We start from the raw sequence: 15,159 nt of genomic DNA, 5'->3' as shown, positions 1-15,159 counted from the left end.
TGACATGTTAGTGTTTACTTCGACTTTGGTGGGAAGATTGTGAGCACGCGCTGGTCCCGCATCCACCCCGTCATTCGTGCACGGGGCTGGATCCACCACAGCCACCGGCTGTCATCCCAGCGAAAGCTGGGACCCAACGATCGGCAGGCGCGGGCGGTGCGATGGGTCCCTGCTTTCGCAGGGATGACATCGAGTTTGGATTGCGATCGTGCCCATTCGAGGCGAAGGAACCACCCTAATAGTCGCTCTCGTAGAACACACCCACGCTCGAATCCCCGTCCGTCCCGGTCGAAACCTTTGCGCGAATATCCTTGGTGATGTCGAGGTTGACCGTCACCCGCGAGTTGCCGTCCGCCCCGGCCTGGACGCCCAGATAGATGTTGTCCTGCAGGTATGCCCCCGCCTGTACGGCGAGGCTGCCATCCTCGTTGGTGACCACATCCAGGTCGTCGAGCCCGGCTTTGGCGCGGAGCGAGTCGACCAATGAGCCGCCACCACCGCCGGCCAGCTCAGCCGCAGCGCCGGCGAGCTTCGCCAGCTGGATCGGCGTCAACTCGCCCATCGAGCGCTTGAACAACAGCCGGGACAGCACTTCGTCTTCCGGCAACTGTGGGTTGGAGCTAAAGCCGATATCGAGCTCCGAGACGCGGCCGGTGACGTTGACGAACACCGTGATGCCGTCGCCTTCGGTGCGAGCGGTGAAATCGAGGAACGGATCGAGATCGCCGACCAGCGTCACCGAACCCTCCTCGAAGGTGACGCGCTGGCCGAGAATAGCCAGCCGGCCGCGATTGAGCTGGAAGCCGCCGACCGGACGGATATCGTTGACCGAGCCGGTGAGCCGCACCGAGCCGCCGACTTCCGCATCGAGCCCGCGCCCGCGCACAAAAATCTGGTTGGGCGCGCTGACGTTGACGTCGAGCTGCACCACCGAGGGCCGCCGCTGCGGCATCGGTGCGCCGGAGGTGGTGACGGCAGCGCGCTTCAACGTGACCAGTACGGGCTTCGGGGCATCGATGTGCTTGGCGTCGATCAGCGTGCCGGCGCCACCGAGCGAGTCGGGGATGGTGATGTCGGCCTTCTCGATCATCACATTGCCCGACAGCATCGGGCTGGCGTCGAGCCGGCCCCTGAGCGCCAGGTCGCCTGAGACGGTGGCGACGAACAGGTTGCCATCGGCATAGCGGGCCGAGCTGAGCCGCACCGCGATATCGGCCGGGTTGCCGGCGCCAAGCCCGACCGAGCCGCCGACCGACAGCGATCCGCCGGTAGCGAGCCCCGCAGTCAGGCTGTCGATATTGATGCGGTTGCCGGCAAGGCTCGCCCGGCCGGTGATGTCGACCAGCCTCAAGTTCAGCGCCGGGTCGATATAGCCCGAGCCGCTGGTCGAAACCGTGCCGGCGAATTGCGGCGAGGAGAGGCTGCCGCTGACCCGGGCATTGAGGTTGGCGGTGCCGCTGAGTTGGCCGCCGCGATCGGCAACGAAGCGGTTGCCCAGCGCCAGCGGGGCCGAGCCCTGCACCTCGACCGCAAGCCCGCGCCCGTTGAACGGCACCCGGCCGCTGGCTGTCAGCTGCAGTCCGCCGGCGCCCTGCGCTGAAGCGCTTTCCAGCACCAGAGTCTGCTTGGCAAAGCTGCCGCGCCCGTCGAACTGCATCGGCGTGATGCCGAACTCGCTGATCGCCGCAGCGGAAATACCCGAGCCGGCAATGCTGAAGCTGGCATTGGGATCACTGGCCGAACCGGTGATCCGCCCGCTGCCGTTGAGCGTGCCCGCAAGCCCCAGCTCCGGGGCAATGGCATTGGCGATCGACAGCGGCAGGGCTTTGACATCGAGCGCGATATCGAGGCTCGAGCCGGCGCTGCCGGTGGCCGAAATCCGCCCCCCGCCGACATCGAACTGCACCGCATCAAGGCTGACGGTATCACCTGATATCGCCAATGCCGTCGGCTGAGCCAGCCGTGCGCGGAGCTGGCCTTGGGTCAGCTCGGCCCGATCGAGCGCCAGACGATAGCCCTTGCCGAGCGGCGCGAGGTTGCCGGCCAGTGCCACATTGGTGCGATTGGCCAGCGCCGCGGTGAGATCGAACGCGGTCGCCTCGCCGGTGCGCGAAGCCTGCGCCTCAAGCGTATCGACGGTGATACCGCCCGCCGCGACGGCTCGCCCGTTGACGGTGCCGTCGATCGCCGGCACGCCGAACAGGTCCGACACCGAAGCGCGGATTTCGGCGGCACCGATCGACACATCATTGGCGGCGAGCTTGGCGACCGAGCCGGAAATCTCGGCGCTCTGCTTGCCGCCATCGGGCATCAGCGCGACTGTCGCATCGACGCTGCCGGTAGCATCGAGCAGCAACAGCGCCGCAGCGGTCGTGATGTTGGGCGAAGCAAGCTTCAGCGTGCCGGTCAGCAACCCATCCGCATCCTGCAGCACATCACCGCTGATCAGCGTTGGGCCAGCCTCGAAGCGCAGCCCGCTCAGTCGTTTGGTCTTGGCGTCGACGGCGACATCGCCGCCCAGCGCCACGCGGAACCGCTCGAGGAAGGCATCGCCCTTGAGCTGCCCGGTGAGCGTGCCGTCCTCGGCCAGTTGTCCGGTGAAGCCGAAGGCCGCATCCGACAGCGTCTTGCCGGCCAGAACACCGCTCGGCACCTTGGCGGCGACATCGAGCGCGATGACGCCCTTGCCCTTGGCCGTGCCGGTGAGGGTCAACGCGCCCTTGGCCTGGTCGGAAAGCAGCGCCAGGTCGGCCAGCGCGGCGTTGAAGGTGAAGTCCGCGGCGCCGGTGGCAAAGCTGCCATCGGCAGCGATCTGCACATTGTCGTTGGCGATGCGGAAGGCTTCGGCCTCCAGCCCCTCTGCCGTACGCGCCACCCGGCCGCTGAGCTTGACGGTGCCCGTGAGCACCTGGTCGAGCGCCGGCTCCGAGAGCGCCAGGTCCTGCGCTGTGCCATCGAGATTGAGGTTGAAGCCGCCGATCAGCGGGCTGACCGTACCGGTCGCGGTCAGCTTCATCGCCCCATCGAGGTCGCGGCCGGCGACGCCCGAGAACGGCGCGATCGAACTGGTGGCGATCGCCAGCTGCCCGTCGAACACGTTGTCATCGAAGGTCCCGGCAGCGCCCAGCGTCAGCGCCTTGCCGACCAGCCGGAACTGGGCCAGCTGCAACGGCTCGCCGGCATTCCACAGGCCCGCCAGCCCGAGCCCGGCGCTGTCGCCCAGTGCCGCCTGCACGTCGGCATCGGCCGAAACGATGCCCTGGACCATGCCGTCGGCATTGAAGGTGAGCCGGCGGCTTGCCGGATCCTCGAGATTGCTGGCGATGCCGTTGCCGCGGAGCGTGATCTCTTCCGCCTGCAATCCGCCATTGGCGAACCCGTTGGCGACGAGGTCGGCCGACCAGTCATCGCTGCCCGCTCCGCCGAAATCGACTTTCAGCGCCGCGCGGTCGATCGTTGTCGCCGCGCCCGGCGCCGGCAGGATCACCCGATTTCCCTGCGGGTCGGCGATCGTCGCCGCGAGGTTCAACCGGCTGAGAAAGCCATCTGCCGTGGTGGCGCCCGAGGCTTCGAGTCCCAGCTGCCCGCCGCTCAGCTTCACCCCGGAGATCTCGACGCCGCCGGCCGAGCGCAGCAGCGCCGAAGCCTTGAGCGAGGTCTCTGCCCCGAAGAATGCCTGATAGGCCGGCGCCACCAGCACGCCGATCGGTCCGCCGAGGTCGGCGTCGATGGCCATGCCCTCCGGCTTCTGCACGATCGTTGCGAGGCCTTCGAGCGCCCGGGTGCCGCCGGCATCGAGCGTCATGGTGGTCCTGAGGTCGGCGACCGGGCCGGAGCCGTTCACCGCCAGCGCCATCTCGGGCTTGCCTTCGATGTTGAGGAGGTTCGCCAGAATGCCGTTGGGCGGCTCGGTCAGCGTCACCCCCAGATCGATGCTGTTGTCGGCCTTCTTGTAGGCGACGGAGAGATCCAGCTTGCCGCCAGGCCCGTCGAGCCGGACGATGTTGAGGGCCGTATCGAGCGAACCCCCCTCGAGCCGGAAATTGCCGTCGACCGAAATCTCCGAGCCGAGCCCGAAGACGGTCTCGCCGAAGGTCACCTTGGGCACGCTCAGCTTGTCGAGCTGGATCGCCACCGGAAAATCCGGGATCGCCAGCGGCGCGGCTTCCGGCGCCGGCAGGTTCGGATCGCCGCTCGGAATGGCATTGCGCAGGTATTCGATGCTGTCGGCAGTCAGCGCCTTGACCAGCAGCCGGCCGGTGAACAGCGCTCCCTGGTCCCAGTCGATCGCCGCATTGTTGACCTTGAGCCACACCCCCTCCTTGTCGGAGATGGTGACCTCGCGGATCGAGGCGTTCGATGACAGCGCCCCATCGATATTGGAGATGCGGATCTGCCGCTCCGGCGTCGACAACTGGCCTTCGACGAAGCCGACGAACCAGTCCTTCTGCTGCTCGGCATTCATCTGGCCCTGGTCTTGCGCGACCAGCGGCATCGCGGCCAGGAGGCCGAAGCCGAGCATCATGCCGGTGGTGAGGACCCGTTTCAAAACGCCTGTCCTATGCCGACATAGAGGGCGTAGTCCGGATCGCCGGGCCGCTTGTTGAGCGGCACCGCCACGTCGAGCCGCAGCGGCCCGAGCCCGGTATAGTAGCGGACGCCCGCACCGACGCCGACGCGCAGCTGGTCCAGCCCCGGCAGTTCGTCTGCCGCGACATAGCCGCCATCGACGAATGCGACGATGCCGATATCGTTGGTGACCTTGTAGCGCGCCTCGAGCGAACCCTCGATCAGGTACTTGCCGCCGGTGACCGTATCACCAGGACCATCGACGCCGATGCCCTTGAACGCATAGCCGCGCACCGAGCCGCCGCCCCCGGCAAAGAACAGCCGATCGGGCGGAAGTTCATCGATTGCAGGCCCGACCAGCGCCCCGACCTTGGCGCGGCCCGCCAGCACCAGTTGTTTGTCGGCCATGACGCTGAGATAGCCGCGCACTTCGGCCGTCGTCCGGAACGCCGGATTACCGTAATAGAACTCATAGAACGGCTCGGCCGTCACATTGACGTAGAACCCTTCGGTGGCATCCTGCGGGTTGTCGCGCGCATCCCAGATCAGCCCGCCGCTGAGGCCGGCGATCGAGAAATTGCGGGTGCCGAAATCGTCCTCGAACAGCGAGCGCTCGTAATAGGCCGAGCCATCGAGCGTCAGCTGGTCGAACAGGTATTGCGTCAGCCCCACCCGCGCCGACGCCGAGGTTTCGGTATAGGCCGGCAACACGCTGCGCTCGGCCGAGACCGCGGCGACGAGATCATTGTCGGGGTTGAGGAAGCCCGGCTTGGTGAAGGTGCCGCCGAACGCATAGTCGAACTCTTCGGTGGCGATCGGCCAGTTGATGCCGGCAACCTTGGCATCGAGCCTGAGCCGCTCGGCCCGCCCGAACAGGTTGCGCCACAAGTGGAAGCCTTCGATACCGAGCCCGTCGACGGTCGAGTAGGTGGCGCCGACGCCAAAGCGGCGTTCCGCCTGCTCCTCGACGATAACGTTGAACGGCAGCACGCCGTCATTGCCGATGGCGCCCGCCGCTTCGATCCGCATGGCGCGAAACACGTCGAGCCGCGCCAGCCGCTTCTCGGCCCGCGCGATATCATCGGGGTCATAATCGTGACCGGCGATCAGCCCGGTCTGCTGCGCCACGAACTCCGGATCCATGCGGTTGGTGCCGCTGACCCCGATCGGCCCGACCGTCGCATGCCGGCCAGGCGCGACGACAATGGTGACGTCGACGGTGTCGCTCTGATGGTCTGCAATCACCTGCCGGTCGACCACCGCCGCCTCGGCGTAACCCTGCTGACGCCAGGCATCGACGGCCAGTTGCTCGGCTCGCCCGACCACCGTGGCCCTGGCCACGAGCCCCGCACCGAACCCTGCCACTTCCGGCTGTTCCACCTCATCGCCTGCCTCGCTGGTAAGCGGTGCACGGTTGCTGATCTGCACATTGCCGAAGCGGAACAGCGGCCCGGCATCGACCTTCAGCACCACCGCCACCGGCTCGGGCAATTCGGTATCGGGCGCCAGGTTGGCGGCCTCCTTGCCGCCGACGAGGATGCTGATGGCGCCGCCGTAATAACCCTGGTTGTAAAGCGCTGCGAGAATGCGCCGATAGTCGCTGCGCGCCTTGGCCAGCAGCCCCGCCGCACCCGAAGCCGGCGCGCCCTGATCTGCCAACAGTGCCGAAGCGCCGCGGATAGCGTTCGCCACGTCGCCGGTCGCTGTGGTTTCAAGGGTTGCCGTATAGGTTTGCGGATCGCCGATCACCGCGTCGGCGTCGATCTCGCTCTGATCCTCGAACAGCTTGATGCCGAAGAACTCGAACGCCGATGCCCCCGGCACGAGCAATGGCGCCAGGGCCAGCATGGCCAGACCGAATTTCACCCGCCGCTGTAACAGTCCCGACTACCCCTGCCCTCGGCTGCCGACGCGTTCACCTCCGCCCGAGGCCGGGCGGCTGCTGTAGTGAACGCCGGCTGACCCGCCGTTGCCCAATGGCTTTGCCATCACGATGGGACACTTCCCATCACGATGGGACACTTCCCATGAAATGCCGCGCTGCCAAGCAACCGCCAAAGGGCGGCGACTATGAGGCGACAATGCGGCATCCACGATCACGACACACGCCTAACTGGCTGTCGACGAACGCGTAATAGCCGCTTCTGCGGCCCCCCATTATCGTCCGGCAAGAGTAAATGGGAGGTCAAGCATGCGCACCCGCGAAGTTTTCTTCACGTCGTCAACCCGCCGGGCCTGATATATCAGCGTTGCCCCATCGGCCCACTTGTGAAATACCCATTCACATAAGAATGACGTAGCGAGGAGCAGGTGACCATCGAAGTCGGAGAGCTCAGGCAAAGCTGGCCCCGGCCCAGCGTGCCCAAGCCGATCGTCATCATCGGCGCCGGCGGCATCGTCACCGATGCCCACCTGCCGGCCTATCAGCTCGCGGAGCTGCCAGTCGCTGGCGTCTTCGACCTGGACGCAGAGCGCACCCGAGCCGTCGCCGAAAAGTGGAAAACCCGCGCTTTCCGTACGCTGGACGAGGCGATCGCGACGCCCGATGCGGTCTACGATCTCGCCTTGCCGCCCGCCGCCCATCTCGACGTGCTGCCCGGGCTGCCCGACGGCGCCGCCGTGCTGCTGCAAAAGCCGATGGGCCGCGACCTCGCCGAGGCGACCAGAATCCTCGAGCTCTGCCGCGCCAAGTCGCTGAAAGCCGCAGTCAATTTCCAGCTTCGTTTCTCGCCCATGATGCTGGCCATCGCCGATGCGCTCGAGCGCGGCTGGCTCGGCCGGCTGATCGATGTCGAGGTACACCTGAACCTCGTCACCCCCTGGCAGCTGTTCCCGTTTCTCAACGGCATGCCGCGGGTCGAGATCGCGGTGCACTCGATCCACTATCTCGATATGCTCCGGGCGCTGCTTGGCAACCCCGGCGGTGTCCATGCCCGCACCCTGGGTCACCCTTCGACCGCGCTCGCCCAGACCCGTACTTCGGCACTGTTCGATTTCGCGCCCGATCAGCGCGTGACCTTCTCGATCAACCACAACCACGATTTCGGCCGTCGCTTCCAGGATGCGAGCTTCCGCTTCGAGGGCACCCAAGGCGCCGCGCTGGTAAAACTCGGGCTGCTGCTCAACTATCCCGAGGGCGAGCCGGACGAACTGTGGCTCACCCGACGCGGTGAAGCGGACTGGACCCAGGTGCCGCTTGAGGGAAAATGGTTCCCGCACGCCTTCATCGGCACGATGAGCAACCTGCAGCGCTATGCCGCCGGCGAAGACCCGGTGCTGGTTTCCTCGGTCGAAGACGCCTGGCACACCATGGCGCTGGCCGAAGCCGCCTTCGAGTCAGCAGCCAAGCCCGCTACCTCAGTAAGAGCCGCTCCATGACCCTCCCCCTCGACGGCGTTCTGGTTGTCGACCTCTGCCAGTTCCTCTCCGGCCCCTACGCCTCGCTGCGGCTCCAGGATCTGGGCGCCCGCGTCATCAAGATCGAACGCCCCGATGGCGGCGACCTCAGCCGCCGGCTCTATCTCAGTGACACCGAGATCGGCGGTGACTCGACGATTTTTCACGCCATCAACCGCAGTAAGGAGAGCCTGGCGCTCGACCTGAAGAGCGCGGCTGACATTGCCGCGCTGAAAAAGCTCATCGGCCGGGCCGATGTCATGCTGCAGAACTTTCGCCCCGGCGTCATCGATCGGCTTGGCCTCGACTATGACCGTGTCAAAGCCATCAACCCGGGCATCGTCTATGCCTCCATAACAGGTTATGGCGAAGCCGGTCCCTGGGTGCAGCGTCCGGGCCAGGATCTGCTGGCGCAGGCCCGCTCCGGAGTCATGTGGCTCAATGGCGACCACGACCAGGGCCCGGTGCCTTTCGGCCTTGCCATCGCCGACATGCTGGCCGGCGCCGCCGTAGCGCAGGGTATCCTCGCCTCGCTGGTCAGGCAGGGCCGGACCGGCCAGGGTGCCCATGTCGAGACGAGCCTCCTCGAAGCGCTGGTCGATTTCCAGTTCGAGGTGCTGACCACGCACCTCAACGATGGCCGGCGGAAGCCGAAGCGCTCGGAGTTCCGCTCCGCCCACGCCTACCTGTCCGCTCCTTACGGCGTCTACCCCACCGCCGATGGCTGGCTGGCTCTCGCCATGACGCCGCTCGGCAAGATCCGCGACCTGCTCGAGCTCTCGGCACTCGACGCTTTCGCCCCTGATCCGAAGAGCTGGTTCAGCGCCCGTGACGAGATCAAGCGCCTGATCGCTCAGCGGCTGGCGACCCGCTCCACTGCCGAATGGCTCGCGGTGCTCGAACCCGCCGATATCTGGTGCGCCAAGGTGCTCGAATGGGACGAGCTGATGGAAAGCGAGGGGTTCAAGGCGCTCGACATGCTGCAGACCGTCACGCGCGATGACGGCGTCTCCATCCTCACGACCCGCTCGCCGCTCCGCATCGACGGCCAGCGCCCTCAGACGCACCGCGCTGCGCCGTTGATCGGCGAGCAGAGCGCAGCGATACGCAAGGAGTTCGGACTTTGACGACCCTCAAGGGCATGACCTGGAGCCACCCCCGTGGCTATGACCCGATGGTGGCGACCGCCAAAGCCTGGGCCGCAGAGACCGGCATGACTATCGAATGGGACAAGCGGAGCCTGCAGGATTTCGAGTCCTTCCCGGTCGAGCAACTGGCCCGCCAGTACGACATGATCGTCATCGATCATCCGCATGTCGGCCAGGTGGTCGAAGAAGGCTGCCTCGCCCCGCTCGATGTCCCCGGCCGCGAAGCCGAACGCCAGGCGCTGGCCGAAGGCTCTGTCGGCGCGTCCTACCCGAGCTATGCCTATGCCGGGCATCAATGGGCGTTCCCCATCGATGCCGCGACGCAAGTCATGGCCTACCGGGCCGATCTGATCGATGCGCCGAAAAGCTGGGATGACGTCGTCGCGCTCGCCAAGGCCGGGCGCGTCGCCTTCCCGCTGCTGCCGCCGCACTCGATGATGAGCTTCTTCACCCTCACTGCCAATCTCGGCCATCCCTGCGCAGTCGAGAACGGCCCGCTGGTCGACACGGATACCGGCATCCGCGCCATCGAAATGCTGACCGAGGTTGCACGACACCTCGACCCCGCCGACTTCGCCATGGACCCCATCGCCGCCTCCGAGGCCATGGCGCGTCCGGATGCCACGCTGGCCCTGATGCCGCTCGGCTACGGCTATGTCAGCTACGCCATGCCGGGTTTCCGCCCGCAGCAGCTGACCTTTGCCGATATCCCGATGCCGGGCGCCAAAGGTTCGGCCCTCGGCGGCACGGGAATCGCCGTCTCCGCCTTCTCGCGGAACCGAGACGCCGCCATCGACTATGCCTACTGGGTCGCCTCGGCGGAGGTGCAGCGCACCCTGTACGCCAGTTCGGGCGGCCAGCCCGGCCATGCCACCGCCTGGGAAGACGATGCGGTGAACGCCGCCACCGGCAACTTCTATCGCGGCACCCGCAAAACCCTCGAGGGCGCCTATGTCCGTCCGCGCCACCACGGCTACATGGCGTTCCAGGACGCCGCCTCGCAACGGCTGACTGCAGGCCTGCGGGCGCACGAGGCGCCCGCGACCATCCTCGCCGATCTCGATCGGCTGTTCCGGGAGAGTTTCTGATGGAGCGCCCACGCCACTTCGAGGACTATGTCGTCGGCGAGGTCCGTAAAACCAGCGGCCGCACCATCACCGAGACCGACTTCGTCGTTCACGCCGGCCATACCGGCGATTTCTTCCCGCACCACATGGACGCCGAGTTCATGAAGGGCTCGGAGTTCGGCCAGCGCATCGCCCACGGCACCATGACCTTCGCCATCGGCATCGGCCTCACCGCCACCGAAATCAACCCATTGGCCTTCACCTACGGCTACGAACGCCTGCGCTTCCCGAAGCCGGTATTCATCGGCGACACCATTCACACCGAGCTGACCATTGCCGGGCTGGACGATGACCCGAAGCGTCCTCAGTACGGCCGGGTGACGGAACAGGTACGGGTGCTCAACCAGCGCGGCGAGACGGTGCTGGCGTGCGAGCACATCTACCTGGCGCAGCGGCGGGGGTGAGGCCTCGCCCTAGCGCCAGCCGAACCCACAAACTCGATCGTCATCCCGACGAAAGTCGGGACCCACGGCTCGGAACGTTGGCTCCGCGCGACACGATCCGTCCATCGCTGATAGGTCGGCGAGCTTGGCGTTTGGCTGAACGCTCAGAGCACTGGGTCCCGACTTTCGTCGGGATGACGGCCGGTGGGTAGAGCTACCGGACTGCACGGAGTGTGCTCCCAGCGTCCCCTCTCCCTTGGGGGAGAGGGTCAGGGTGAGGGGGCCTTGCCGCAAGCACCGAGCGTGGAAAAAGGCCCCCTCACCCGGCGCTGCGCGCCGACCTCTCCCCCGAGGGAGAGGTGATCAGGGCTCCCGCCCCAGCAACGGCGCCGGCCCGTCGGCCGCCCGCACCCAGGGCGTATCATAACTCGGTGCATTGGCGAACCGCCGCATCCCGAGCGCCAGCCGCGCCGTCGCTCCAGCCGCCAACTTCACCGATAGCCACCGTCCGCCGACTGTCACCGGCGCCGCATCGCCCAACGCCACCGACGTAATGTCGTGCTCCCCGAACACCCCGCCCTGGATCACCACTTCGGCGGCATGCACCGCGTCGGTGTTGACCAGCGTCAGCGTCGCGCCATCGTCCCACAACCCATCGACCAGCGCCGCCACACCTTGCGGCAACCCAGCCCGTCGGCCCGCGGCGTCGAAATAGCGGAATCGCGCCACCTGCAGCCCGCCGTGATAGACGTGCATCGGCCCGCCCAGCGTTAGCTGGGTCAGTGCTTCCACCACCATCGGCGTCAGTTGCTGCCACATGTGGATGGTCATCGACTCCCGGTAGTGATCCATCGTCTCGGGGTCATTCTCGGGCTTGCGATAGTTGGCGATCTGCTCGGTGATGGTCTGGAGGTCGGCCTTCAGCACCGCTTCGGGATAACCGGGGTCGTTGCCGCGCATGAACCTGAACCACTGCGCGGTATTGCCGTTGAACCCCATATGGCCGCCATTGGTCTTGCCATAGCCGTGATATGCAGGGTTCACCGCATCGAAAAGCTCACCGGCCCAGCCGCGCTCGGCCCGCTCGGCGTCCTCCTCGGCCATCGAGACGTTCCACAGATAGACGCCATACATCGGGTGGCAGCGGCGATAGTCGCGCCAGCCTTCATCATAGTGCCGGTTCGGCACCAGCTGCTGGCCGCCCTCCTCGCGCCTGAGCCCCCACAGCATGTCGAGCTGCGAGCGAGCGAGCTGAAGGTGCCGCATGTCGCCCGTGAGCACCGCCGCGTTGACGCCCGAGACGCAAAGCGGTTCGAGCAGCGAGAACGAGCCGTGCGGCCAGCGCCAGCCGTAATAGCCGCCCCACCACTTGCCGTCGTTGTATTCGCCGATCTCGCCGCTCAACCCGATATTGTCGGGCGTGATCCCGCCATTGCGCGCCGTGCGCTCTTCCCACGCCGCGAGATAATCCAGCACCCAGGTGCGGTACTTCTCCTCGCCGGTATAGGCGAAGGCATGCGTCAGCAGCGAAGTTGCGCCGAGGTTCAGCGGCACGTCGCCACGCGACTGCCGCTGGTTGATGCGGCTCAGGATTTCCGCATAGGTCGCATCGTCCGACCACGGCGTCTTCATGCCGTATTTGTCGATCCCCGGCAGGTCCTCGAACGGCGGCAGGTAGTCGTCGAGGATCTCGCGATGCGTCGACCAATCCTCAGCGGTCTGCTCGAACCTTGGTCCCCGACTGCCCGTGATCGGCGAGCGGATCAGCCGCTTCTCGGCATCCCAGTTCTGCGCTTCCGCATCCTCGCCATTGTAGAAGCCGGCGAAGCGCCGGGTGCGCTGCCGGTCCTTCGGCACCGATGGGTCGGCGAGACCGAAGAAATAGAAGAACAGGTTGCTCTCGCCGTGGTGCATCCAGTCGTAATAGGCGTCGTACTCGCGGTGGATCTGTCCATACTCGGTCCACTGCCAGGTGATGCCGTCCCATATGGTGCGCGAGCGCTTGTAGACCTCCTCCGAACCGCCCAGCGCGTAGAACAGCGGCATGTTCATGAACCCCTCATAGGGGTCGTCCGAACCATCCATCCCCGGCCAGCGATCGCGCCAGATCAAGGTGCCGTCGGCCCGGGTGTAACGGTCGGCAAACTCGATCGCCGCCTCGTTCAGCACGGCGAATATCTGCCGCTGCAGCAGCGCCCATTCGGGCAAGGGAAGGATATCGGCCGCCGCGATGGCGGGCAGGTTCGAACTATCGGTCATGCTGACTACTCGTAGACCGTCTTGCCGGTCGAGTGCTTGTTGACGAAGTCCCAGTTGAGCGTGGCGCCGAGCCCGGGGGCTTGCGGCACCGGCACGCAGCCATCCCGGTCCACGGCGTCGAGATCGTCGGAATAGTCGTCGGCGTGGATCTGGTGCTGGCTCTTCCAGCCGGCAACCTTGGGGTTCACCAAGCCGAGTTCGTAGTAGTTGGTGTTGCGGATCGCCGCCATGCAGTGCCGCGGCGCGTGCCCGGGTGCGTGGATTTCGACGTCCAGACCGAAGCCCTCCGCCACATGCGCCAGCTTCATCACCCCGGTGATGCCGCCATCGTAGTCGACATCGGCGCGGACGAAATCGGTGCCCTCGGCGATCAGGTTGTCGACCCGCGGCTCGATCCCGCGAATGTGCTCGCCCATCAGGATCGGCGTATTGATGAACTGCCGCAGCCGCTTGTGCGCATAGGCCGAGATGCCGCCATCCTTGTAGGGATCCTCGTACCAGAAATAGTTCGCCTCATCGCAGGCCTTGCCCACCTTCAGCGCATCGCCCCAGTTCTCGTATTCGCAGCCGGGATCGATCATCAGATCCATCCCGTCGCCGACCGCCTTGCGCGTCACCAGCACCGCCGCCGCCTCGCGCGCGATCGGCCCATGTCCCCAGCCGTGGATCTTGAACGCCGGGTAGCCCATTTCCTTGCACTGCAAGGCGAAGTCGCCGAACGCCTCGGGGCTGTCGAGCCCGCCATTGTCGTCGCCGTGGAAGGTCGAGGCATAGGCCGGCAGCTTGTTCTTCCAGCCGCCCAGCAGTTGATAGACCGGCTGGCCGGCGGCCTTGCCGGCAATGTCCCACAACGCGCAGTCGATCGGCCCCATGCCGAACTTGTCGTGCTTGCGCAGTGCGCGCTTCAGGTCGTTCCAGATCAACTCGCGCTCGAGCGCGTTCTTGCCGATCAGGTATTGCGCCGCCATCGCCACCTGGGCGTACGACACCCCGACGCCACCGGCATACTCCCCGGTAATGCCGCCCTCGGTCTCGATGGTCAGCACATAGTCGGTGAACTCGACCTTGCCACCCTTGAGATAGACGTGGTTGAAGCCGTTATAGTCGCCTGTCAGGTCGCGCCGCGTCCACTTGTACTGGTGAACGGTCAGGCGCTTGATGCGCAGGTCCTTCATGGTCTGGCCCTCTGGATTGCGCGATCAGATGCGGTCGCCGGTGTCGGGATCGAACAGGTTGATCGCGGCCGTATCGACGGCGAGCGTCATGGTGTCGCCAAGCTTCGGCCGGTCGCGTGAGCCGAGCCGCGCCGTCAGCATTTGTCCGCCGATGCTGAGGATCACCATGGTGTCGGGTCCGGTCGGCTCCACCACGTCGACGGTGCCGGTAAGCGTTCCCTGTCCTTCGCCCGGATGGAAGGTCTCGGGCCGGATGCCCGCCACGACGCGCTTGCCGATATAGGCGCCGACATCCTGCTCCAGCCCGGGGAGCGCCAGCATCGCCTCGCCATGCCGCAGCACAGCAGTTCCGCCGGACCGCTCGAGCGTCCCCGACAGGAAGTTCATCGTCGGCGAGCCGATGAAGCCGGCGACGAACATGTTGGCCGGCTTCTCGTAGATCGTCTGCGGATCGGCGATCTGCTGGATCACCCCGCCCTTCATCACCGCCACCTTGGTGCCCAGCGTCATCGCCTCGATCTGGTCGTGCGTGACATAGACGATCGAGGTGCCGAGCCGGTCATGCAGCCGCTTGATCTCAGTGCGCATCTCGACGCGCAGCTTGGCATCGAGGTTGCTGAGCGGCTCGTCGAACAGGAACAGGTCGGGATCGCGCACGATGGCGCGGCCCATCGCCACGCGCTGCCGCTGCCCGCCCGACAGCTGGCCCGGCTTCCGATCGAGCAGGTGCTCGATCTGCAGCAGCTCGGCGGCCCGCTGCACCGCCGCATCCCGCTCGGCCGCAGGCACCTTCCGCATCTCGAGACCGAAGCCGATATTCCGTCGCACCGGCATGGTCGGGTAGAGTGCGTAAGACTGAAACACCATGGCGATGTTGCGATCCTTGGGATGCACATCGTTGACGTTGCGCTCGCCGATGATGACGTCGCCGCCCGAACTCGGCTCGAGCCCGGCGATGATCGACAGCAACGTGGACTTGCCGCAACCCGATGGTCCAAGCAGCACCAGAAAACCGCCATCCTCCAGCTCGATGTCGATGTTCTTCAGCACCTCGACCGCGCCAAAGCTCTTGCGGACGCCCTTGATCGATAACGTGGCCATT

Annotated in this window: 9 protein-coding genes; 4 read left to right on the top strand and 5 right to left on the bottom strand. The window is 66.1% G+C overall.

Going from position 1 to position 15,159, the window contains the following annotated elements; translation table 11 throughout:
• Positions 1 to 235: 235 nt before the first annotated feature.
• Positions 236 to 4,549: a translocation/assembly module TamB domain-containing protein gene (locus VGV07_RS11555; protein ID WP_326868842.1), complete on the bottom strand. Its 4,314-nt coding sequence runs from the start codon at positions 4,547 to 4,549 to the stop codon at positions 236 to 238.
• Complete coding sequence (locus VGV07_RS11550) at positions 4,546 to 6,435, bottom strand: autotransporter assembly complex family protein (protein WP_326868841.1); 1,890 nt, start codon at positions 6,433 to 6,435, stop codon at positions 4,546 to 4,548. The genes VGV07_RS11555 and VGV07_RS11550 overlap by 4 nt, the downstream gene beginning before the upstream one ends.
• A 444-nt stretch (positions 6,436 to 6,879) precedes the next feature.
• Between VGV07_RS11550 and VGV07_RS11545 the strand changes: the two genes are divergently transcribed.
• From VGV07_RS11545 to VGV07_RS11530, 4 genes are read left to right on the top strand one after another with little or no spacing between them, the layout of a single operon-like run.
• On the top strand, positions 6,880 to 7,947 hold the full coding sequence (locus VGV07_RS11545; RefSeq protein WP_326868840.1) for a Gfo/Idh/MocA family oxidoreductase: 1,068 nt from the start codon (positions 6,880 to 6,882) through the stop codon (positions 7,945 to 7,947).
• On the top strand, positions 7,944 to 9,092 hold the full coding sequence (locus tag VGV07_RS11540; RefSeq protein ID WP_326868839.1) for a CaiB/BaiF CoA-transferase family protein: 1,149 nt from the start codon (positions 7,944 to 7,946) through the stop codon (positions 9,090 to 9,092). The genes VGV07_RS11545 and VGV07_RS11540 overlap by 4 nt, the downstream gene beginning before the upstream one ends.
• A 14-nt stretch (positions 9,093 to 9,106) precedes the next feature.
• The gene (locus VGV07_RS11535) at positions 9,107 to 10,201 is read left to right on the top strand and encodes an extracellular solute-binding protein (RefSeq protein WP_326868923.1); all 1,095 of its coding nucleotides are present in this window, start codon (positions 9,107 to 9,109) and stop codon (positions 10,199 to 10,201) included.
• Positions 10,201 to 10,644 (top strand): MaoC/PaaZ C-terminal domain-containing protein, encoded by a 444-nt coding sequence (locus VGV07_RS11530; RefSeq protein WP_414649940.1) that lies wholly within the window; start codon positions 10,201 to 10,203, stop codon positions 10,642 to 10,644. Before VGV07_RS11535 ends, VGV07_RS11530 begins: the two co-directional genes overlap by 1 nt.
• Positions 10,645 to 10,986: 342 nt before the next feature.
• Here the strand turns inward: VGV07_RS11530 and VGV07_RS11525 are convergent, their stop codons facing one another.
• Genes VGV07_RS11525 through VGV07_RS11515 form a run of 3 tightly spaced genes read right to left on the bottom strand, consistent with a single transcriptional unit; the run spans position 10,987 to position 15,158 of the window.
• Positions 10,987 to 12,882, bottom strand: coding sequence for a hypothetical protein (locus VGV07_RS11525; protein WP_326868838.1), 1,896 nt, complete (start codon positions 12,880 to 12,882; stop codon positions 10,987 to 10,989).
• Positions 12,883 to 12,887: 5 nt separating this feature from the next.
• Entirely contained in the window at positions 12,888 to 14,057 is a 1,170-nt protein-coding gene (locus VGV07_RS11520; RefSeq protein WP_326868837.1) for an enolase C-terminal domain-like protein, read from the bottom strand.
• A 24-nt stretch (positions 14,058 to 14,081) separates the two neighbouring features.
• Entirely contained in the window at positions 14,082 to 15,158 is a 1,077-nt protein-coding gene (locus tag VGV07_RS11515) for a sn-glycerol-3-phosphate ABC transporter ATP-binding protein UgpC (RefSeq protein WP_326868836.1), read from the bottom strand.
• Position 15,159: the final 1 nt, after the last annotated feature.

It is taken from the genome of Devosia sp. (assembly GCF_035944845.1).
Lineage (GTDB): Bacteria > Pseudomonadota > Alphaproteobacteria > Rhizobiales > Devosiaceae > Devosia_A.
Note: the sequence above shows the minus strand (reverse complement) of the source record. Positions and strands in the feature narration are given on the sequence as shown.